Annotated in this window: 19 protein-coding genes; 11 read left to right on the top strand and 8 right to left on the bottom strand. The window is 64.9% G+C overall.

Annotated elements, in window-relative coordinates:
- Nucleotides 1-157 precede the first annotated feature (157 nt).
- The 4 genes from E3T51_RS13460 to E3T51_RS13475 all read right to left on the bottom strand — a co-directional run bounded on the left by E3T51_RS13460 (nt 158) and on the right by E3T51_RS13475 (nt 5,064).
- Nucleotides 158-1,105, bottom strand: coding sequence for an NUDIX hydrolase (locus E3T51_RS13460; RefSeq protein WP_241989327.1), 948 nt, complete (start codon nt 1,103-1,105; stop codon nt 158-160).
- Nucleotides 1,105-3,276, bottom strand: a complete 2,172-nt coding sequence (locus E3T51_RS13465) for an RNA degradosome polyphosphate kinase (protein WP_134530266.1) — start codon at nt 3,274-3,276, stop codon at nt 1,105-1,107. The genes E3T51_RS13460 and E3T51_RS13465 overlap by 1 nt, the downstream gene beginning before the upstream one ends.
- A 254-nt stretch (nt 3,277-3,530) precedes the next feature.
- Nucleotides 3,531-4,403, bottom strand: a complete 873-nt coding sequence (gene mshD, locus E3T51_RS13470; protein ID WP_166806481.1) for a mycothiol synthase — start codon at nt 4,401-4,403, stop codon at nt 3,531-3,533.
- A complete protein-coding gene (locus tag E3T51_RS13475) occupies nt 4,372-5,064 on the bottom strand; it encodes a response regulator transcription factor (RefSeq protein WP_134530268.1) in 693 nt (230 codons plus the stop codon). Before E3T51_RS13475 ends, mshD begins: the two co-directional genes overlap by 32 nt.
- A gap of 72 nt (nt 5,065-5,136) precedes the next feature.
- Between E3T51_RS13475 and E3T51_RS13480 the strand changes: the two genes are divergently transcribed.
- From E3T51_RS13480 to E3T51_RS13495, 4 genes are all read left to right on the top strand, one after another.
- Nucleotides 5,137-5,388: a hypothetical protein gene (locus E3T51_RS13480; RefSeq protein WP_104192035.1), complete on the top strand. Its 252-nt coding sequence runs from the start codon at nt 5,137-5,139 to the stop codon at nt 5,386-5,388.
- A 142-nt stretch (nt 5,389-5,530) separates the two neighbouring features.
- Complete coding sequence (locus E3T51_RS13485) at nt 5,531-6,226, top strand: heme-binding beta-barrel domain-containing protein (protein WP_134530269.1); 696 nt, start codon at nt 5,531-5,533, stop codon at nt 6,224-6,226.
- A gap of 255 nt (nt 6,227-6,481) precedes the next feature.
- On the top strand, nt 6,482-7,744 hold the full coding sequence (gene ygfZ, locus E3T51_RS13490; RefSeq protein WP_420898441.1) for a CAF17-like 4Fe-4S cluster assembly/insertion protein YgfZ: 1,263 nt from the start codon (nt 6,482-6,484) through the stop codon (nt 7,742-7,744).
- 30 nt (nt 7,745-7,774) lie between these two features.
- Nucleotides 7,775-8,527 (top strand): phosphoglyceromutase, encoded by a 753-nt coding sequence (locus E3T51_RS13495; RefSeq protein WP_104192038.1) that lies wholly within the window; start codon nt 7,775-7,777, stop codon nt 8,525-8,527.
- Nucleotides 8,528-8,850: 323 nt separating this feature from the next.
- On the opposite strand, the gene phoU is transcribed toward E3T51_RS13495, so the two are convergent.
- Nucleotides 8,851-9,507, bottom strand: coding sequence for a phosphate signaling complex protein PhoU (phoU, locus tag E3T51_RS13500; protein ID WP_134530271.1), 657 nt, complete (start codon nt 9,505-9,507; stop codon nt 8,851-8,853).
- A 180-nt stretch (nt 9,508-9,687) separates the two neighbouring features.
- On the opposite strand from phoU, the gene E3T51_RS13505 reads away from it, so the two are divergent.
- Nucleotides 9,688-10,878: a sensor histidine kinase gene (locus E3T51_RS13505; protein WP_134530272.1), complete on the top strand. Its 1,191-nt coding sequence runs from the start codon at nt 9,688-9,690 to the stop codon at nt 10,876-10,878.
- Nucleotides 10,875-11,558, top strand: coding sequence for a response regulator transcription factor (locus tag E3T51_RS13510; protein WP_134530273.1), 684 nt, complete (start codon nt 10,875-10,877; stop codon nt 11,556-11,558). The genes E3T51_RS13505 and E3T51_RS13510 overlap by 4 nt, the downstream gene beginning before the upstream one ends.
- Nucleotides 11,559-11,620: 62 nt before the next feature.
- Here E3T51_RS13510 and E3T51_RS13515 read toward each other — a convergent pair whose 3' ends face one another.
- On the bottom strand, nt 11,621-12,136 hold the full coding sequence (locus E3T51_RS13515) for a hypothetical protein (protein ID WP_134530274.1): 516 nt from the start codon (nt 12,134-12,136) through the stop codon (nt 11,621-11,623).
- A 177-nt stretch (nt 12,137-12,313) separates the two neighbouring features.
- On the opposite strand from E3T51_RS13515, the gene E3T51_RS13520 reads away from it, so the two are divergent.
- The 5 genes from E3T51_RS13520 to E3T51_RS13540 all read left to right on the top strand — a co-directional run bounded on the left by E3T51_RS13520 (nt 12,314) and on the right by E3T51_RS13540 (nt 18,054).
- The gene (locus E3T51_RS13520) at nt 12,314-12,796 is read left to right on the top strand and encodes a CarD family transcriptional regulator (RefSeq protein WP_104192043.1); all 483 of its coding nucleotides are present in this window, start codon (nt 12,314-12,316) and stop codon (nt 12,794-12,796) included.
- Nucleotides 12,797-12,919: 123 nt separating this feature from the next.
- Nucleotides 12,920-14,281, top strand: a complete 1,362-nt coding sequence (ispD, locus tag E3T51_RS13525) for a 2-C-methyl-D-erythritol 4-phosphate cytidylyltransferase (protein WP_134530275.1) — start codon at nt 12,920-12,922, stop codon at nt 14,279-14,281.
- A complete protein-coding gene (cysS, locus tag E3T51_RS13530) occupies nt 14,278-15,693 on the top strand; it encodes a cysteine--tRNA ligase (RefSeq protein WP_134530276.1) in 1,416 nt (471 codons plus the stop codon). Before ispD ends, cysS begins: the two co-directional genes overlap by 4 nt.
- Nucleotides 15,693-16,844, top strand: coding sequence for a 23S rRNA (guanosine(2251)-2'-O)-methyltransferase RlmB (rlmB, locus tag E3T51_RS13535; protein WP_134530277.1), 1,152 nt, complete (start codon nt 15,693-15,695; stop codon nt 16,842-16,844). Before cysS ends, rlmB begins: the two co-directional genes overlap by 1 nt.
- Before the next feature lie 223 nt (nt 16,845-17,067).
- Complete coding sequence (locus E3T51_RS13540) at nt 17,068-18,054, top strand: type IV toxin-antitoxin system AbiEi family antitoxin domain-containing protein (RefSeq protein ID WP_166806482.1); 987 nt, start codon at nt 17,068-17,070, stop codon at nt 18,052-18,054.
- A 121-nt stretch (nt 18,055-18,175) separates the two neighbouring features.
- Here the strand turns inward: E3T51_RS13540 and E3T51_RS13545 are convergent, their stop codons facing one another.
- On the bottom strand, nt 18,176-19,486 hold the full coding sequence (locus E3T51_RS13545) for a DUF4032 domain-containing protein (RefSeq protein ID WP_134530279.1): 1,311 nt from the start codon (nt 19,484-19,486) through the stop codon (nt 18,176-18,178).
- Nucleotides 19,487-19,554: 68 nt separating this feature from the next.
- Nucleotides 19,555-20,652, bottom strand: coding sequence for an ABC transporter ATP-binding protein (locus tag E3T51_RS13550; RefSeq protein WP_134530280.1), 1,098 nt, complete (start codon nt 20,650-20,652; stop codon nt 19,555-19,557).
- Nucleotides 20,653-20,702 lie beyond the last annotated feature (50 nt).

A 20,702-nucleotide genomic window follows, 5' to 3' on the forward strand; every position in this document is an offset into this window, starting at 1 on the left:
GTGCTGGCCCGTGTACGAGGTTAGAGATTTGAAGTAACCATCGATCGACCTATTGGTAAACGGGAGGTAAACGAAGGATAACGCTTGCCGCGTCTGTGGCCCCCGTCCTGGTGGTCTCGGCGCGCGTGGTCAGCGGATGCGTGACCGTGCAGCTGGACTAGGCCGTCGCGGGGTACGTCTCTATCGCGAGGATGCCAGCAGCCGGGTTCTCCGACGACAGGTGCACGATAGAAAACCCGCCCGTGTCCAGGTCCGCGGCGTCGAATAGCGCAGCCGACGTCTGGCTGCCCGTCGCCAGCGCGATCTCTCGCATGATCTCCGGAAGTACCGGTCCGTGGCTGCAGAGCACGGCCGTCTTGCGGGCCCGCACGCGCTTGCCGACGACGGTGCGAACATCCGCTTCGCCGCTCTCGAGAGCGTCCTGGCTGATCAGCTCGCTCTGCTTGATGGGAATACCCGTGGCGGCGGCCAGCGGAGCGACCGTCGTGACACATCGCGTTGCCGTGCTCGTAATAATGCGCAGTGGGCGCCACGCCGTGATCGTATCGACCAGGCTCGCCGCCTGCTTCACTCCGCGAGCGGTCAGCGGACGACGTGCGTCGGGCAAGGCGCCGGTGCGCGCCGCCGCCTTGCCGTGCCGCAGGGAGATCAGTGCGAACGTGCGGGTCACACCGGCATCGACCAGAGCGGAGAACGCCTCGAGAATGGTGACATCGGCTGGATAACTCAGATAGGTACGCGCCTTCTTGATGGTGACCCATTCAATGGCGGCGACCTCGCCGTTCGGCACGAAGGTGGATCGCGCGATGGCGTCGGGCGTAATCTCGGCGGCCCAGTAGTGCACGATCTTGGTGCGGCCGTCGGGCATGTCGTAGTGCGACACCCCGAGCGGAACTCCGAGGGCCACGGCCAGCCCGGTCTCCTCCGCGACCTCGCGCACCGCGGTGCGGGGCAGCGTCTCGCCCGGGTCCACCTTGCCCTTGGGAATGGTGACGTCTCCGTGCACCGTGCGGTGGATCAGCAGCACCTGCACGCGCCCCTCGACCAGCCGCCAGCAGACAGCACCGGCGGCGTACACGGCGGGGTCGATAGTCTTGACGGCCACTAGCGTCGTCCGGTCGGCCGCTTGCGCGCACTGATTTGCTGCATCAGTTTGTTCTGCATGTCGCTTAGATGCACGCCGTTTTCGTCGACGTCGTGGCGGGTCCACTGGCCGGTTTCGTCGAGCCACCAGCTTGACGTGCGCGGATCCATCGCTCGCTCGAACAGGTTATCGATCTCGATCAGGTGCTCTGGATCGACCAGCCGCACAAGCGCCTCGACCCGGCGGTCGAGGTTGCGGTGCATCATGTCGGCGCTGCCGATGTACACCTGGGTGCCGCCGAGGCTGTGGAAGGAGAAGATGCGCGAATGTTCCAGGTACCGGCCCAGAATCGACCGCACCCGAATGTTCTCGCTCATGCCCGCGACGCCGGGTCGCAGGCTGCAGATGCCGCGCACCCAGACATCGACCTGTACGCCGGCCTGGCTGGCCCGGTACAGCGCGTCGATGATGTCCTCGTCGACCATGGAGTTGACCTTGATGCGGATGCCGCTCGTCTTGCCCTCGAGCGCGTTGTGGGTCTCGATGGCGATGTGCTTGAGCAAAGCCTTCCGCAGGTGCAACGGAGCCACCAGCAGGCGCTTGAACTTCTTCTCGATGGCATAACCCGACAGCTCGTTGAACAGGCGGGTAAGGTCCTTGCCGACCTGGGGATCCGCTGTCAGAAGGCCGAGGTCTTCGTAGATGCGACTGGTCTTGGGGTTGTAGTTTCCGGTGCCGACGTGGCTGTAGTGCCGCAGCACGCCCTTCTCATAGCGCACGACGAGGGCGAGCTTGCAGTGCGTTTTCAGGCCGACCAGGCCGTAGACCACGTGCACGCCGGCCTTCTCGAGCTTGCGAGCCCAGGTGATGTTGGCCTGTTCGTCGAAGCGGGCCTTGATCTCAACCAGCGCGAGCACCTGCTTGCCGCTGTCGGCGGCGGCGATGAGTGCCTCGACGATGGGGCTGTCGCCCGAGGTGCGGTACAGCGTCTGTTTGATGGCGAGCACGTTCGGGTCGGCCGCAGCCTGCTCCAGAAATGCCTGCACGCTCGTCGCGAACGACTCATAAGGGTGGTGCAGCAGCACGTCGTGCTTGGCGACCGCTGCGAAGATGTCCTGCTCGGCGTTCGGCTCGCTCGGCAGCAGTTGGGCCGCCGTGGTCGGCACGTGCTTGGCGAAGTGCAGGTCGGGCCGGTCGATGCGCAGGTCGAACAATCCACCGAGGTCGAGCGGCGCTGGCAGGTGATAGACCTCCTGCTCGGTCACGTCGAGCTCGCGCACGAGCAGGCCGAGGGTGACGTCGTCCATATCTTCGGTGATCTCGAGGCGAATCGGCGGGCCAAACCGGCGTCGCAGCAACTCTTTCTCGAGCGCTTTGATCAGGTTCTCGGTTTCGTCTTCGTCAATCTCGACGTCTTCGTTGCGGGTGACCCGAAACACGTGGTGTTCCAAAATCTCCATGCCCGGAAACAGGTCGCTGAGCTGGTTGGCGATGAGATCTTCCAGCGCGATGTACCGAATGCGCTCAACTGACTCCCGGCGGTCGACTCGCACGAAGCGCGGCAGCATTGGTGGCACCTTGAGCCGGGCGAACTCCTGCTTGCCGGTCTTGGAGTTGCGCACGCGCACGGCCAGGTTGAGCGACAGGCCCGAAATATACGGAAATGGATGCGCCGGATCAACCGCGAGGGGCATCAGCACCGGAAAAATCTGGTTAGAAAAATAGGTACGGAGTGAACGACGATCGGAGTCATCGAGGCTCTGCCAGTCGACGACGTCAATCCCGGCCTCGCCGAGGGCGGGGCGCACGAGTTTTTGGAAGGCGAGGGCGTGGCGATCCTGCAGGGCGTGGGCGGCCGCCGAGATGTCGCTGAGCACATCCTGGGCGGCTCGACCCACGTTGGTCGGCACCGCGAGGCCGGTGAGGATGCGACGTTTCAGACCGGCAACACGCACCATAAAGAATTCGTCGAGGTTGCTGGCGAAGATGGCCAAAAAGTTCGTGCGCTCCAGCACCGGCAGACTCTCGTCTTCGGCCAGTTCGAGCACGCGCTGATTGAAGGCGAGCCAGCTCAGTTCGCGGTCAAGGTAGCGGTCGTCGGGCAGCGCCGGGTCAATTTTTTCGATGAGTGGGTCGAAATCGTCATCGTAATCTGTGAGTCCCGAGTCTGCTTGGGTGATTTCGCCGTCCATCTGACCATCCTGACACCGTTGGTCGCGCCGCCGCGACGAACGGGGTGAACGTCTGGCGAAATAATCTCTGGGCTGTTGACTTTCCGCTGCGTCGCGTGCTCAGTATTACGTCGCACCGCAGTGGCCCCGCGCCGCGCGCATAACTCCTGCAATTTGTGGGCCACCACTTTTCCGTCCGCTAAATCATGCGGAACTTGCGGAGGCGTCCGAGAATTTGCAGGAGTTATGCACCCGCGACGGCGGGTACGGCGCCGTCAGTTCGCGAAGCGACGGTACTGCACGTCAACCGTGTAATCGACAAAACCAAGCGCCCGATACAGGTGCACCGGGCCGAGGCTGTCGGCCTCGACATAGAGCGAGGCGGTCGTGCAACCAGCCTCGGCCAGGCGGTGCAGGCCGGCCTGCATGAGTACGCGTCCGAGGCCGCGGCCAGCGGCATCCGGATGCACCCCGACCACATAGATCTCGCCGATCGCCCCGTCGACCTTGAGCCAGTTGTAGCCGATCATGTCGCCTGCTGCGTTGCGCAAAATCAGAAAGTCGTCGGCGTTGAACCACGACTCCGCCTGCCGCGCCGCGAGGTCGGACTCGGTGATGGAACCCTGTTCCGGGTGCGTTGCAAACACGAGCGCGTTGAGCGCCACCCACTCCGGCTCGTCAATGCCCACCCGGAATGCCGAGATATTTTCGCCACTGGGTAGAGCGGATGCCTCCGCCTCGTCGAGCAGCGGCCTGCGCAACTCCAGCAACGTGCGCGCAGCGACGAAGTTGAGCTCGTTGGCGAGCGCCCGGGCGGCCGGATGATCGCCGTGCGACCAGGCCGTCACGTCGTTCGGCTCGGCCTGGACGAGTTCGCGCGCCGCTGTGCGCCCGAACCCGCGCCGCCGATAGGCCGGGCTGATCACGAGGTCAATCTCGCCGTGCCCTGACAGCGACGCCCCGACGACGAGTTCGTTCGTGCGCACCAGATGGGCGGTGCGATGGCCCGACTGCAGGTCATACAGAGCCTGCTCGTTGAACGGCGCGTAGCCGTCGAAGGCCAGCGCGGAGTCGGCGACCTGGTGAAAGGTGGCCAGCCCAGCGGCATCCGCTGTACTAAGCGCGGACAGAATGGGGAACCCGTTCATCGTTCTCTTCGTGCACATTGAAACGGTAGCCCACGTTGCGCACCGTGCCAATGAGCGACTCCTGGTCGCCGAGCTTGGCGCGCAGGCGCCGCACGTGCACGTCAACCGTGCGGGTTCCGCCAAAGTAGTCGTAGCCCCACACCTCGCTCAGCAGTTGTTCGCGGGTGAAAACGCGTGCTGGATGCGCCGCCAGAAACCGCAGCAACTCGAACTCCTTATAGGTGAGGTCGAGCGGCTTGCCGTGCACTTTCGCCGAATAGCTTGCCTCGTCGATGACGACTCCGGCGGCGCGAATCGTGTTCGACGGCTCCGTGCGAGCGAGGCGGCCTGCGGTCAAGCGGATTCGGGCATCCACTTCGGCGGGACCGGCCGTGTCGAGAATGACGTCGTCGACGCCCCAATCGGGGCTGACAGCGGCGAGGCCGCCTTCGGTGATCACCAGCAGCAGGGGAATGGAGCTGCCCATGGTGCGCAGAATCTGGCAGAGCGACTTGGCCGCGGCGAGATTGCTGCGGGCATCGACCAGGATGAGGTCCGAATCGGGCGCCTTGATGAGTTGGTCCGCCTGGGCGGGAATCAGCCTCGCGCTGTGCGACAGCAATGCCAGGGCGGGGAGGACATCATTGTTGGCCGCCGAGGTCAGGATCAACAACTGCGCCACGGGCGCCCTCCAAGCATCTCGAATTTCATACTAGCGTGCCATGGAACACGGGCGGTCAGGCAGAATAGAGACGTGAACTGGCACTGGAAAACGATCGCGACCGTGTGGGTACTGGCAATTGCGGGCGCAATTCTGACCGCGATTCTCGCCACCGACGGGTCCGCGATCAGCTGGATCGGCCTTACCTTGGCCGTCTGTACCCTCGTCACGCTGGGCCTGCAGATCGCTACCCGCACCAAAGAGGGCTACGTCAAACGGGTCACCATGAGCATCACCGGAGCCATCGTCATTCTGGTGGTGGCCACGGTCGTCGTCTCGATCTGACCGCTCGCACTAGACTCGCAGCATGGATCTGTTAGCGCTAGAACTTTTCTTCCTGGGCCTGCTCGGACTGGCCAGCTTGTCGATTGCCTGGGTATCGGGCATAGTCGTGTTCAAGCTGTTCCGGGGGCAGCGGTAACCACGCATGATTGACCTGCCGGTCGGCTTGCCGTCCGAACTCGTTCCACTCTCGTGGTTGATCGGGGTCTGGGAAGGCTCCGGTGTGCTCGAATACAAAATTGGCGAAGAGTCGGTCAGTAAAACCTTCGGGCACCGCATCAGCTTCAGCCATGACGGCCTGCCACACCTGAACTACAGCTCCTACACCTGGCTCGAGCCCGAGGTTGCTTCTGCAGAAACGGATGCCGCTGGCGCGCACGCTCCCGCCGAAACGGATACCGCCGCCCCAGCCGTAGCGCTGCCCCCCGAGATGATGTCTGACGAGAAAATACCGTTGGTCACCGAAACCGGATACTGGCGGCTCAGCCGTCACCAGGGTGACGGCGATCCGGGCCCCGGGATGCTGCCCGGCACCGGCGAGCGTCCGTTCACCTCGGCGGCTGCTGTCGAAACCCTGCGCAACAGGGATGGCGGCTTCGACATTGAGGTCACCCTCGTGCACCCCGGTGGTGTCGCAGAGCTCTACCTCGGCCAGGTCAAGGGCCCGCGCATCGATCTGGCAACGGATGCCGTGCTCCGCACCGCGGGCGCCAAGCCCTACGCCGCCGCCACCCGCCTCTACGGCCTGGTCGACAACCACCTGCTCTGGGCCTGGGACATCGCCGCCCTCGGCCAGGACCTGCGCACCCACGCCTCCGGCCGCCTCGCCCGAGTGCAATAGCCCCCCCCCCCACTCGCACTCGCTTCTGACCGGGCCCGGGCCCGGAAACGGGGCCCATGCTAGATCATGGGCCCGGTTCGCTAAGGTGGGCCCGGTCGCCCACCTGACTCGCAGCGCCCGCCCGCCCCGCGCCCACCCGCCCCGCGCTCACCCGAATAAATCGCGCGGCCGTACTGTTGATACGAATGAATCACGTGATAGGCGCGACCCACGCACCGAAGCACGATCGCCGCCCCTCAACCCGGGCCGGCAGAATTGAGCGACATGACTGACCCGGCCCTGACCTCCTCCCCGCTGCTCGGCCTCCCCGGCGCGGTTCAGGCCGAAGGAATCGATGCCGGCGTCGCCGCGCACTACGGCAACCCCATGATCGAGCAGCGCACGCTCGCTGCCGGCAGCGCCATCGTCGACCTCTCCCACCGCGGCGTGCTCTCCGTCTCCGGTCCCGACCGCCTCACCTGGCTCAACTCCATCGCCAGCCAGGAATTGAAAAGCCTGAAGCCGGGCGAATCCACCGAAATGCTGCTGCTCGACCCCACCGGACGTCTCGAGTACGCCATCCGCGTGCTCGACGATGGCGTCGAGACCTGGCTTTTGATCGAGGCGGCCGAGCTGCCCGGCCTGCAGAAGTTTCTCGACCGCATGAAGTTCATGCTGCGCGTGCAGGTCGTCGACCATACTCTGGCCTACGCCACGATCGGCGCCATGACGGATGCTCCCGCCGCCGTCGGCCTCTTCCCCGCCGCCCCGAACGACGTGCCCCTGACCTGGCGCGACCCGTGGGCCGAAGTCGCCCGCGGCGGCTACCAGTATGCCGAAACCCCCGAGCACCCCGGAACCCACTGGACCTACACGGAAACCCTCGTGCCCCGGGCCAGCCTCCCGGCCCTGCGCGATGCCCTCGCCGCCGGAACCGTGACCGTCACGCCCGCGCTTACTGAAACCGCCGCGGCAGTCACGCCCGCGCTTGCTGAAACCGCCGCAGCATCCGCCTCGCCCGTGAAACCCGCAGGTCTCCTCGCCCTCGAAGCGCTGCGCATCGCGGCCTGGCGGCCGCGCCGCGCCCGCGAGGTCGATGAGAAGACCATCCCGCACGAGCTGGACTGGCTGCGCACCGCCGTCCACCTGAGCAAGGGCTGCTACCGCGGACAGGAAACTGTCGCGAAGGTGCACAATCTCGGCCACCCGCCGCGCCGGCTGGTCATGCTTCACCTCGACGGATCCGAGGGCGTACTGCCCGCCCCCGGCGACCCGGTGCAGGCCGACCGTGTCAGGCCAGAGCAAGAAGCCGAGCGGGTTACCGTCGGCGTCGTCACCTCGAGCGGAATCCACTACGAGCTCGGGCCGATCGCGCTCGCGGTGATCAAGCGCACCATCCCGGCGGCGTCGACGCTCTACGTCGAGTCCGAGGGCATCGTCATCTCGGCCAGCCAGGAGATCATCGTGCCGCAGTCGGCCGGATCCGTCGCCGACATCCCCCGCCTGCCCCGCCTCGGCATTCGCACGCCCGGTCACTGAGTCCGCCCCGGCGCTCGATAGAGTGGGCACATGCCTGCCCCCTACACACTCGTCCTTCTCCGCCACGGCCAAAGCACCTGGAACCAGCAGAACCTGTTCACCGGCTGGGTGGACGTTCCCCTCAGCGAACAGGGCGCCAGCGAAGCCGCGCGCGCTGGCGTGCTGCTGAAGGATGCCGGCCTCCTGCCGGACGTGCTGCACACCAGCTTGCTCTCCCGCGCTATCCAGACCGCGAACCTGGCGCTCGAAGAAGCTGATCGCTCGTGGATCCCGGTGAAGCGCTCCTGGCGTCTCAACGAACGCCACTACGGCGGGCTGCAGGGCCTTGACAAGGCCGCGACCCAGGCCAAATTCGGCCAGGAACAGTTCATGCTCTGGCGCCGCTCGTACGACACCCCTCCGCCAGTGCTCGACGACTCGAGCGAGTTCTCGCAGGCGCACGACGCCCGCTACGCCGACCTCGGCCCCGACCTGCCCCGCACCGAGTGCCTCAAAGACGTCGTCGAGCGGATGCTGCCCTACTGGCAGTCCGACATCGCGCCCGACCTGCGCGCGGGTAAAACCGTACTGGTAACTGCGCACGGCAACTCCCTGCGTGCCCTGGTCAAGCACCTCGACGGCATCAGCGATGCCGATATCGCCGAGCTGAACATTCCCACCGGAATTCCGCTCGTCTACCAGCTCGGCGAAGACCTCATGCCACTGGGCCCCGGGCAGTACCTCGACCCCGAAGCCGCTGCGGCCGGCGCGGCCGCCGTCGCCGCCCAGGGCAATAAGAAGTAGTTTCGCCGGCTAAATCGGCCACCCGGCCGTCCGGCGCACTTCGTCAGGCGCATAACTCCTGCAAATTGTCGGACGCCGGCACAAGTACCGTGCAATCCCGCGGTCGAAATATCGTCGGGGCGCAAATTGCAGGAGTTATGCGAGTGGCGCCTCGGCGAGCTAGCAAAAACTGACCCGGAGTGCCGGCTTCGGGTCTGGTGACAGGATTTCGATGCCTGCGGCACCCCACGCCTCGTGGCCGCGTCTCATTTAGGTGGGCGCTGCGCCCGTTACCGTAGCGACTACCGAGACCGGGCACGCGCATCCGAGTCGTTACCAGGTGATCAGACGATGTCGTCCTGGTGCCAGGCGCCCGTACCGAGGTACTGCACCTTCTTGGCGATGGAGACCGCGTGGTCAGCAAAGCGTTCGTGGTACCGGCTGGCCAGGGTCGCGTCGACGGTGTCGGCGGCCAGTCCCTTCCAGGTTTCGCCGAGCACGGCGTCGAAGACGCTCAGGTGCAGGGCGTCGACCCTGTCGTCTTCGTTGCGAATCCTTTCGGCGAGGTGCATGTCCTGGTTGGTGAGCAACTCGGTGAGCATGTTTGCGATAACCACGTCGAGGGCGCCCATCTCGGCGAACGTGCCGCGCAACCCCTTGGGGATGACCTTGTCGGGAAACCGGTAGCGGGCCAGCTGGGCAATGTGGGTGGCGAGGTCGCCCATCCGCTCGAGGGAGGCGCTGATGCGCAAGGCGCTGACCACGATGCGCAGGTCGCGGGCGACCGGCTGCTGGCGCGCGAGAATGGTTATGGCGAGTTCATCGAGCTCAACGGTGAGTTCGTCGATCTTCTCGTCTTCGGTGATGGCCTCTTCGGCGAGGCTCACGTCGCTCTCGTTGAAGGCGCGTGTTGCTTTGTCCATGGAAATCGCGACGAGCCGGGCAATATCGACGAGTCGCTGTTGAACTTCGGCGAGTTCTTGTTGGAATACATCGCGCATAGGGGTGGTCCTTCCGGCCGCGCGAACACGCACGATCTGTGTGACCAGCTTTAGCCACCGGTTTATGATGTCGAATTTAGGTTAACGGCAGGTGCCGCCCACTTGAACACTTACTAAAGTACAGGGCCAGGCGTAGGGGCGTTGCGAACGACGGGCAGATACTGTCAGTAATCTGTAGAGATGGAATCGACGTGGCTGGTGTTGCTGTCGCTGGCACTCGGGCTCGGTGTGGGCGCCGGCTTCGTGTCGCTCGTGCACGTCGCCGAGCGTCACGGTCGCCGCGCTGCGGATGTCGTCAACCCCGCTGTGCCCGACGGTATCGATCAGGTGCTCGACGCCCTCGAGACAGCCGGCGTTGTGCTCGACCCGTCGAACAACGTCATCAAGACCAGCCCGGGCGCCCTCACCCTGGGCCTGGTCTGGAACCAGCAGCTCGTGCACCCCGAACTGCTTGAACTCGCCCGTCGGGTACGGCAGACTGGCGACCCGATCTCCGAAGACCTGGTGCTCTCCCGCGGTCCGTTCGGCGACGCGAGTATGCGATTTCGGGTGCGCCTGGCCCGGCTCGGCACCCGTTACGTGCTGCTGCTGGCCGAAGACCGCACCGAAGCCTTTCGCCTCGACGAGGTGCGCCGCGACTTCGTGGCCAATATCAGCCACGAACTGAAAACTCCCATCGCCTCCGTCGGTCTGCTCGCCGAGGCTCTCAACCAGGCAGCGGATGAACCGGAGCAGGTTCGCCGCTTTGCCAACCGGTTAACGACAGAGTCGGCCAGGCTCGGCCGCCTCACCCAGGAGATTATCGAACTGTCCCGGTTGCAAGCGCAGGACGCCCTCGCCGAACCGGAGATTCTCAGCGTGGACGACATCGTCGCCGCAGCGGTCGATCAAAGTCGGGTCGTCGCCGAGGCTGAGCGCATCACGATCGTCATCGGCAAGAAGTCTGGGGCCCGGGTGTTCGGTGACGAAGCCCTACTCATCGTCGCCGTTCACAACCTCGTCGCAAACGCGGTGAACTATTCCCTCGAGGGGTCGCGAGTCGGCGTCGGCGTGCGCCTGCAGAAGGGCATCGTCGAGATCACCGTTACCGACCAGGGAGTCGGCATCGCCGAGAGTGACCTCGACCGGGTGTTTGAACGCTTCTTCCGCGTCGACCAGGCTCGCTCGCGGCACACCGGCGGTACCGGCCTCGGCTTGTCCATCGTCAAGCACGTCGTGCAGAACCACGGCGGCGACATTCGCGTCTGGTCACAACCGGGCAGCGGATCTACCTTCACCATCCGCCTTCCGGAGGCGGCTGCACCGATCATCGAACCACGCCCGAACAAACCGCGACCGGTCGCCCGTGCGGCCGCAGGAGACACACTATGACACGCATCCTCTTAGTTGAAGACGAGAGCGCACTGAGCGAGCCGCTCAGCTTCCTGCTCGAACGTGAGGGCTATGAGGTCGTCGTTGCCGAAGACGGACCGAGCGCGATCAGCGAGTTCGACCAGAACGGCACCGACCTTATTCTGCTCGACCTGATGCTGCCCGGCATTCCGGGCACCGAGGTGTGCCGGGATATACGCACCCGCTCGACCGTGCCGATCATCATGCTCACGGCAAAGGATTCCGAGATCGATATCGTCGTCGGGCTCGAACTGGGCGCCGACGATTATGTCACCAAGCCCTATTCCACTCGTGAACTGGTTGCCCGCATTCGCGCGGTGCTGCGGCGGCACGAAGACCAGAGCGCAACCGACGTGGACACCATGCTCACGGCAGGCACGGTGCGCATGGACGTGGAGCGGCACGCCGTGACCGTCTCCGGCGAGCTCGTCAATATGCCGTTAAAAGAATTCGAATTGCTCGAATTCTTGTTACGGAACGCCGGGCGTGTGCTCACCCGCGGTCAGCTCATCGACCGGGTCTGGGGCACCGACTACTTCGGCGATACCAAAACGCTCGACGTGCATATCAAACGCATCCGCTCGCGAATCGAGACTGCACCCTCCGAACCGGTCATGCTCGTCACTGTGCGCGGGCTCGGCTACCGATTCGAAGCGTAGCCCGAATACACTTCAGGCCGCCGACCCATAAGGGACGGCGGCCTGAGTGAGACGTCGGGAGGTTACGCGGCGGGCGTGGCCGACGGTGTTGGAGTCTCGGTCGGTGCGGTCGTCGGCAGTAATCCGTCGTATTCTTCCTGAAAACCGGTCAGTACCGGCAGCAGTAGCTCGATGCCGGTCTCTTCGCCGTACTGAAAGAACACCGGAAACAGCGAACCGGGCTGGCTGTCCATGTTCTCCAGAACCACCGAGGCCGCGCCGTCAGTGCCGAAGGTCACGGTCGTATTGGGCTCGACCGGAACGTTCTGCGAGACCTTTCCGGTGCTCGATTCGTACTGCACGAGCAGGCTCTGCACGGAGTCCGTCGGGTTCACCACGGAGACGACCAGGTTGGCCAGTTCGCCATCGGTGGAGAACAACATGGCGTTGCGAATGTGAATCTCGCCCACCTCGCCGCTAACGCCGTCGCTGGCATTGTAGGCGATCGAGGTGGCCGGCGCTGCGAAGAACCCGCACGCGCTCGTGCCCAATAGAATGCCAGCCGCCAAGACGACGGATGCAGCGATGCGCGCTCTCACAAGACCTCCACTTACTGAAGCAGCGGTCGGCAAGGGCCGGCGCTGCAAAATTCACTTTGTCACTAGCTTAGCGGCGTGGGTAGGCGCGCAATTGTCGCCGACGTGCCTCGCGGGGGCGCGCGTACTGTAGCACCTCTTAGCTGTGGTAACCTTGCAGTCGCTGAAGGGATCACATCCATGCTGTTTGAGGTTGGCGAAACTGTCGTATATCCCCACCACGGCGCGGCGATGATCACCGAGGTGAAGACCCGCATCATCAAGGGTGAAGAGAAGCTGTACCTCAAGTTGAATGTCACCCAGGGTGATTTGACTATCGAAGTTCCCGCCGAAAATGTCGATCTTGTCGGCGTTCGCGATGTCATTGGCCAAGACGGCCTCGACAAGGTCTTCGAAGTGCTGCGGGCTCCGTTCACGGAAGAGCCCACGAACTGGTCCCGCCGGTACAAGGCTAATCTCGAAAAGCTGGCCAGCGGCGATGTAATCAAGGTGTCAGAGGTGGTGCGTGACCTGTGGCGCCGCGACCAGGATCGAGGCCTGTCCGCCGGTGAAAAGCGGATGCTGGCCAAGGCTCGGCAGATTCTGATCAGCGAGCTGGCCCTGGCTGAAAAGACTGACGAAGAGAAGGCATCTACCGTACTCGACGAGGTTCTGGCTTCGTGAACGTCCGAACTACCTAGCTCGACCAGTGTGCTTCGTGAGAGGCGGCGCCGACAGGCGTCGCCTTTTGCATGCTTGTCCCGACCATACTTTCCAGCCTGATGCTCAGATAGATACCCTCCAGATATGACTGATTCACCAGCACTATCGGCTGCGCCCTCGGTTGCCGTCATCGTCGTGGCCGCCGGCAGTGGTTCGCGCCTCGGTCACGCCGTGCCTAAAGCATTCGTTCCGCTACAAATGCGCCCCCTCCTGGAGCGTGCCTTGGATTCGATTTTTAGAATGCGTGAGGCCGTGCAGATCATCGTGGTTGCTCCCAGTGACCGGCTGACGGATGCCCGAGGCATCGCCGCTCAGGTCGCTGCACGTCACGAGGCGCCCGTTTCCCCCAACCGGCCTGCGTCCGGCCCCGCGGCGCCTCCTTCGCGCACGGTCACCATCGTCGGCGGCGGGCGCACTCGCCAGGACTCGGTCGATCGCGGCATGAGTGCACTGATACCGAGCATTGACATCGTGCTCGTGCACGACGCTGCGCGCGCACTCACCCCGGCCGCCCTCTGTGACGAGGTCGTCGCTGCGGTGCGCTCCACTGGACACGGCATTATTCCGGGGCTGCCCCTGGTCGACACCATTAAGCGCATCGCCAATTCCGGCGCCATCCTCGGAACCGTCGATCGTTCTGAGCTCTCCGCGGTGCAGACCCCGCAAGGCTTTCCGCGCTCAATGCTCGCGGAGGCCCACACCTGGGCCGCGCAGAACGGCCGGTTCGAAGCCCTCACCGACGATGCGGCGCTCGTCGCCGACGCCGGACTCCCGGTAAGCGTTATCCCCGGCCACCAGCTCGCCTTCAAGATCACGACCCCCGAAGATCTCGAACGTGCCGAGCTGATTTTGCAAGCTGCGCTGGGGGAACCACAGCCTCAGCTCCTTCCGCGCATCGGCACCGGCCTCGACGTGCACGCCTTCGCGGCCGACGACACGACCGAACTCTGGTTGGCCGGTCTCCACTGGCCGGGGGAGCGCGGGCTCAGCGGCCACAGTGACGGCGATGTCGCCTGCCACGCCATCTGTGACGCCCTGCTCGGCGCTGCCGGACTCGGCGATATCGGCAGCGTTTTCGGCACGGCCGACCCCCGGTTCACCGGTGCTCACGGCGAGACTTTCCTCACCGAAACCGTGCGCCTGGTCGCCGCAGCCGGCTATCTCGTTGGCAATGTTTCGGTGCAGATTATCGGCAATCGTCCTAAGTTTTCACCGCGTCGAGGCGAAGCCGAAACGCGACTCGCCGGCATCCTCTCTGCACCGGTCAATATTGCCGCGACGACGACCGACACGCTCGGCTTCACCGGCCGTGCTGAAGGCGTGGCGGCGACGGCGACCGCGTTGGTCTACCCCGCACCCCGTGCAGGGCGATTTGCCGGGCAGGTGGCCGCGCCCGCCCCCCTGCCCGAGTCGGGTCAGACCCCTGACCTAAACTGGGAGGCGTGACCATGCAACTGTACGATTCGAAGGCGCAGGCCCTGCGCGACTTTGTCCCCCTCGAAGCGGGGCAGGTCTCGATGTACGTGTGTGGACCCACCGTGCAGTCCAGCCCGCACATCGGTCACCTGCGCAGTGCCCTGGTCTACGACCAGCTGCGTCGCTGGCTCGGCTACCGCGGACTGAACGTCACCTTTGTACGCAATGTCACAGACATTGACGACAAGATTTTGATCAACGCGACCGGGTCCAGCGAGCAGTGGTGGGCCCTCGCCTACCGTTTCGAGCTCGAGTTCACCGCCGGCTACCAGCGTCTTGGCATTCTTGCGCCCACGTATGAGCCGCGCGCGACGGCGAGTATCACCGAGATGCAGACCATCATCGCCACCCTGATCGACCGCGGCCACGCTTATGCGGCCCCCGACAAATCCGGCGATGTCTACTTCGACAGTGCCAGCTGGGCGGCTTACGGTGCCCTCACCCACCAGTCGCCGGGCAATATGGAAGCGGCGACAGACGCCTCACCCCGGGCCAAACGCGACCCGCGCGATTTTGCCCTGTGGAAGGGGGCCAAGGTCGGCGAGCCCGCCTCGGCCGCGTGGGCCTCGCCGTGGGGCCAGGGCCGGCCGGGCTGGCACATCGAGTGCTCCGCCATGGCCGCCCGCTACCTCGGCGACCACTTCGACATTCACGGCGGCGGCCTCGACCTGCGGTTTCCGCACCACGAGAATGAGCTGGCACAGTCGACAGCGGCCGGCAGCGACTTCGCGAACTACTGGGTGCACAACGGCCTGGTCAACGTGAACGGGCAGAAGATGTCCAAGTCGCTCGGCAACTCGGTGTTCGCGGCCGAACTGCTCGACCAGGCCCGCGCCATCGTCGTGCGCTACTTTCTCGGCGCCGCCCATTACCGCTCCACCATCGACTACAACGATGGATCCCTCGCCGAGGCCGAAGCAGCCCTTGAGCGCGTCGAAAGCTTTCTCGACCGGGCCGATCGCCGGCTGGCCGGCACCCGGTTCGCCGGGAGCGGCGTCGAGGTCGTGCCCGAGGATTTCGCCACTGCCATGGACGACGACCTCGCCGTTCCACAGGCGCTCGGCGTGCTCCACGACACCGTGCGCGCCGGCAACGCCGCGCTCGATGCCGAAGACCTGCACGCTGCGGCATCCGCTCGCAGTGAAGTACTCGCGATGAGCGAAGTGCTGGGAATCAACCCTTTGTCGCCCGGCTGGGCCGTGGCAACAGACGAACCGGCCATGGTGGCCCTGAGTGCGTTGGTCGAGCGACTGCTCGGCGACCGCAACTTTGCCAGGGAAAACCGCGACTATGCGGCCGCAGACCGAATCCGGGACGAACTCGTCGCCGCCGGAATCACCATCGAAGACACCCCGTCGGGTGCCCATTGGAGTTTTGACTAATGAAGAACTTAGACCGCAAATCGCGTACCGGAGCGGTGCGCAAGGGCAGCCGTGGAGCCCAGGTCGGCTCCGGCGGCCAGGGCCGTCAGGCGCTCGAGGGTAAAAAGCCCACCCCCAAGGCTGAAGACCGTCCGTACCACCCCGCCGGCAAGCGCAAGGCGGCTGCCGAACGGTTCACCGCCGCCGGCGGCTTCAACTCGCGGCCCGCAGCGGATGCTTCCGCCAATCGGGGCGGCGCCCGGGGCGGTACCCCGGCGCGCGGCGGGGCTCCTCGGGGCGGCGCCCGCGGCGCCTCGCAGGGTGCACCCCAGCGCGGCACCGGTAACAGCGGCGGCGGCGGATCCTCGACGCGTCGGGCGCAGCAGATTGACGAGCACGAGATTGTCACCGGCCGCAACTCGGTGCTCGAGGCGCTGCGGGCGAAGATCCCCGCGCTGACCCTCTATATTGCCGCGCGCATCGAGATGGATGAGCGGGTCAAAGAGGTGCTGCTCATGGCGACGAGCCGCAACATTCCCATTCTCGAGGTCATGCGCCCCGAACTCGACCGTCTCGCCGGTCGCGACGCCGTGCACCAGGGCCTCGCGCTCAAAGTTCCCGCTTACGAGTACGCGCACCCGATGGAGCTGCTCGAACTCACCATCAGCCGCGGCCACAAGCCGTTGTTCGTGGCCCTCGACGGCATCACCGACCCGCGCAACCTGGGCGCGATCATCCGCTCGACCGCTGCGTTCGGTGGCCACGGAATCATCGTGCCGCAGCGCCGCTCGGTCGGCGTGACCGCCTCAGCCTGGAAGACCAGCGCCGGCGCCGCCGCCCGCACACCCGTCGCAATGGCGAGCAACCTCACCCAGACGCTCAAGGCGCTCAAGGCGCAGGGAGTGTTCGTGCTCGGACTCGACGGCGACGGCGACGTGTCACTGCCCGACCTTGGTACCGGCTTCGCCGAGCGCCCGATCGTGATCGTCGTCGGCAGCGAGGGCAAGGGCCTGTCCCGCCTCGTCACCGAGACCTGCGACGCGATCGTCTCGATTCCCATCAGCGCGGCGACCGAGTCGCTCAACGCCGGAATCGCCGCCGGCGTCACCCTGTACGAGGTGGCCCGTCTCCGTGCCCAGATCAAGCAGGCAAAGGCCCAAGCGAAGCTCTAGCCCCCGCTCCCGCTCCTTTCTCCCCTTTTTTGAACCGGGCCCGGGCCCGGAAACCGGGCCCATGATAGATCGTGGGCCCGGTTCCATAAGGTGGGCCCGGCGGGCGCCGCGGGCGGGGCGTGCCACGCCCGCGGCTCGTCCTCCCCGGCGGATGCCGCCGCCGACATTCCACAGATTTGCCGACTGCTCGACGCTCGAGACCCGTGCCCGGTCAGAATCAACCATGCTTGACAGCCTGGATCTACCAAATGCCCGCAACGAGGGCCTCATTCTTGCCGAATCCCTGCGCGCGTCGGGACTCACCACCCATGCAGTGCGCGCACTCCTTGCGAGTGGCGAGCTGGTGCGCATCCGTCGTGGAATCTATATCTTGGGCGCTGCGTGGCGCGGAGGTCACAGCGCGGACCGGTATCGACTCTTCGTACGCGCCACGGTTCTCGCAGCCGAGCAGCCGTTGGTGCTTTCGCATCATTCGGCGGCGGTGCTGCACGACCTGCCCATCATCGGCCCATGGCCGCAGGTCGTGCACGCGATAAACAATGACACCGCCGGCGGGAGCAGCGCCCGATTCACCACGAGTCATAGGAGCGTAGCCGAGCCTGAAACCGTCATGGTGAACGGCTGCGCAGTCACCAGCCTTCCCCGCACCCTCATCGACGTGGCCGCCAGCTCGATTTTCCTCGTCGGCGTCACGATGATGGACCACGCACTCCGAGTGGATCAGGAGCGCGTTCAGGTGGAACGCCGCCGGGGCACCCTCGGTACCCCGGCACTGACCAAAGACGCGTTATATGCCGAACTCGCGAGTGTCAATCCGCGCAGCGGAGGCGCCCAGGTTCGCCGCGTCATTGAATTCGCGAATCCCCTCTCGGCCAACCCGGGCGAGTCGCTCAGTCGTGTTCGCCTGCAGGAGCTGGGCTTCGAGATTCCCGAACTCCAGGTGAGCTTCGTGGTGAAGGGCCACGAGTATTGGGTCGACTTCTTCTGGCGCGGTGTGCGCAAGATCGGCGAGTTCGACGGCAAAATCAAGTACACCCGGGGCGCAATATTGGGCGACCGGCACCCGGGTGATGTGGTCGTCGTCGAGAAGAATCGCGAGAATCTGCTGAGACCGTTTGCCAAGAGCTTCGATCGATGGGACTGGGATACGGCCTACTCGCCGCGCCGATTCTGCGATTTTCTGGCCGAGCACGACGTCCCTCGCGCTTGATCCGGTAGCGGATGCCCGCTGCCTCACGATCCGACCGTGGTGCGTCTGGGCCCACCTTACGGAACGGGGCCCATGATCTATCATGGGCCCCGTTTCCGGGCCCGGGCCCGGTCGAAGGCGGCTAGACCTTGAGCATCCAGTCGTCGGCATCGTCGGGGTCAGCAGACGCGTCGTCGCCGACCTGCGTGCGAATCGGCAGGGTGATGGCCCCGGTGAGCGGGTCGATCACGGTCGCCTCGTCGCGACGGTGGCGCAGTACGTCCTGCACGTACGAAGTGACGGCCTCGGCGAGCGGAATATCCCGCGACTGGTTTTGCGCCATGTACCAGCGGTGATCGAGCAACTGATGAAACACCTGCGCCCGCTCGAGCTTGCCTCGCAGCTCCTCCGGAATAGCTCGCACTACCGGTTCGAACACCCGCACCAGCCACTCGTGCGCGACCATCTCTTCGTCAACTCGGGGGTCACCGTAGGCAGCCCGATAAGAGTCGAGGTCGTTCAGCAGGCGGCGGGCCTGATTTTCTTCTGCGTCGAGACCGGTCAAGCGCAGTAGCCGGCGCTGATGGTGGCCAGCGTCGACGACTTTCGGCTGGATGCGCACGCTTGAACCCGTGCTATCGGTCTTGATGGCGAGTTCTTCGATGTCGAAGCCGAGGTCGTTCAGGCGTTCCACCCGCTGCGCAATTCGCCAGCGTTCGGAGTTGGAAAAGGACTCGGAGCCAGTAAGTTCCTGCCAGAGCAGCCGGTAGGCCGCGACGATGCCGTTGCTGACGCGCACCGGGTCGAGCTCATCGGCGACACGACCGCCAGCTTCCAGATCCATCAGCTCGCCCGCGATGTTCACTCTGGCGATCTCGAGGTCGTTTTCGCGTTGGCCATTCGACAGACCGCCCGAGTACAGCTGCCCGGTTTCAGCATCGACGAGGTAGGCGGCGAAAGCGCCGGCGTCGCGGCGAAACAGGGTATTCGACAGCGAGACGTCTCCCCAGAAAAAACCGATCATGTGCAGGCGCACCAGCAGCACCGCGAGGGCGTCGACCAGCCGGGTGGCGGTATCCGGTCGCAGCTCGTGCGAGTACAGCGCTCGGTACGGGAGGGAGAACTTGAGGTGACGGGTGACCAGAACCGAATTAAGCGGATCGAGCGCAGCATCTGTTCTGTTAGTAATGACCGCGACCGGCTCGACGCAGGGAATCTCCAGGTTGGCCAGGGTGCGCAACATGTCGTATTCGCGCTTAGCCATCTCGCTCGTGGTCTCTTTGATGGCGACCACCCGCCCACTCAGGTGGGCGAACCGCACAAGGTGGCGCGAGATGCCCTTGGGCAGCGAGGCGATACTCTCATTTGGCCAGGCATCGAGGGGCAGCTGCCACGGCAGGTCGAGCAGGGCAGGATCGACAGTGGCCGACGTGATATTGAGTGAACCGCTCATTATTTGACCCTAACAAACAACAAACGGCTGGACGGAGCGAACCCCCTCCAGCCGTTGTACGTTACTGACTAGTCGGTGACGGCGCCGCCGAGGCGCAGGCCGCTTTCGGCGTCGAACACGTGTAGGTGGTTCGGTGTGGCTGTGAGGTACACCGTCTCGCCAGCGTTCGGGTGCGAACGCCCGTCAACGCGCGCGACGATGTCGGTGCGCTTGCCCTCGATCGTGGAGTGACCGTAGAGGTAGCCGTCAGCGCCGAGTTCCTCGACCAGGTCGACCTCGATCTGCAGGCCTTCGCCGGCGGCGGACGACATCTGGATGTCCTCCGGGCGAATGCCAACGGTGACCTTCTTGCCGGTCGAGCTGGCGAGCGTCTCGCGCTGCACGGGAACGGTCGCCGTGCCGAACTTGATGCCGCCATCGACGGTGTCCGCGAGGAACAGGTTCATCGCGGGGCTGCCGATAAAGCCGGCCACAAACACGTTCTGCGGCTTCGCGTACAGGTCGCGTGGCGAACCGACCTGCTGCAGGACGCCGTCCTTCAGAACCGCAATCCGGTCGCCCATGGTCAGGGCCTCGGTCTGGTCGTGGGTTACATAGACGGTGGTGACGCCGAGGCGGCGCTGCAGCGACGCGATCTGGGTGCGCGTCTGCACACGCAGCTTGGCGTCGAGGTTGGAGAGCGGCTCATCCATCAAAAACACCTGCGGCTGACGCACGATTGCGCGGCCCATGGCAACGCGCTGACGCTGGCCGCCGGAGAGGGCCTTGGGCTTGCGGCTGAGGTAGGGCTCCAGGTCGAGCAGTTTGGCCGCTTCAAGCACGCGGGCGGCGCGCTCGTCTTTGTTGATGCCCGCGATCTTGAGCGCGAAACCCATATTCTCGGCGACAGTCATGTGCGGGTACAGCGCGTAGTTCTGGAAGACCATGGCGATGTCACGGTCTTTCGGCGGAACATCCGTCACGTTGCGCTCGCCGATGAAAATATTGCCGTCATTGACCTCTTCGAGGCCGGCGAGCATTCGCAGTGAGGTGGACTTGCCACAGCCGGACGGGCCGACCAAAACCAGGAATTCGCCATCGGCGACCTGCAGGTCGAGCTGGTCAACAGCCGGCCTGGTAGAGCCAGGGTAAAGCCGGGTTGCCTTGTCAAAGGTCACTGAAGCCATGATTATTACTCCTTCACCGGCAGGAACGTGCCGGACGATCCGTTGTGAAT

The sequence above is a fragment of the Cryobacterium serini genome (genome assembly GCF_004404025.1).
Classification (GTDB): domain Bacteria; phylum Actinomycetota; class Actinomycetes; order Actinomycetales; family Microbacteriaceae; genus Cryobacterium; species Cryobacterium serini.

Coding starts and splice junctions, on each gene's coding strand:
- mshD (WP_166806481.1), bottom strand. CDS start 4,403: ATGAACGGGTTCCCCATTCTGTCCGCGCTTAGTACAGCGGATGCCGCT.
- rlmB (WP_134530277.1), top strand. CDS start 15,693: ATGAAGAACTTAGACCGCAAATCGCGTACCGGAGCGGTGCGCAAGGGC.
- E3T51_RS13545 (WP_134530279.1), bottom strand. CDS start 19,486: ATGAGCGGTTCACTCAATATCACGTCGGCCACTGTCGATCCTGCCCTG.
- E3T51_RS13485 (WP_134530269.1), top strand. CDS start 5,531: ATGATTGACCTGCCGGTCGGCTTGCCGTCCGAACTCGTTCCACTCTCG.
- E3T51_RS13495 (WP_104192038.1), top strand. CDS start 7,775: ATGCCTGCCCCCTACACACTCGTCCTTCTCCGCCACGGCCAAAGCACC.
- ispD (WP_134530275.1), top strand. CDS start 12,920: ATGACTGATTCACCAGCACTATCGGCTGCGCCCTCGGTTGCCGTCATC.
- E3T51_RS13540 (WP_166806482.1), top strand. CDS start 17,068: ATGCTTGACAGCCTGGATCTACCAAATGCCCGCAACGAGGGCCTCATT.
- E3T51_RS13550 (WP_134530280.1), bottom strand. CDS start 20,652: ATGGCTTCAGTGACCTTTGACAAGGCAACCCGGCTTTACCCTGGCTCT.
- E3T51_RS13505 (WP_134530272.1), top strand. CDS start 9,688: ATGGAATCGACGTGGCTGGTGTTGCTGTCGCTGGCACTCGGGCTCGGT.
- E3T51_RS13465 (WP_134530266.1), bottom strand. CDS start 3,276: ATGGACGGCGAAATCACCCAAGCAGACTCGGGACTCACAGATTACGAT.
- E3T51_RS13510 (WP_134530273.1), top strand. CDS start 10,875: ATGACACGCATCCTCTTAGTTGAAGACGAGAGCGCACTGAGCGAGCCG.
- E3T51_RS13520 (WP_104192043.1), top strand. CDS start 12,314: ATGCTGTTTGAGGTTGGCGAAACTGTCGTATATCCCCACCACGGCGCG.
- phoU (WP_134530271.1), bottom strand. CDS start 9,507: ATGCGCGATGTATTCCAACAAGAACTCGCCGAAGTTCAACAGCGACTC.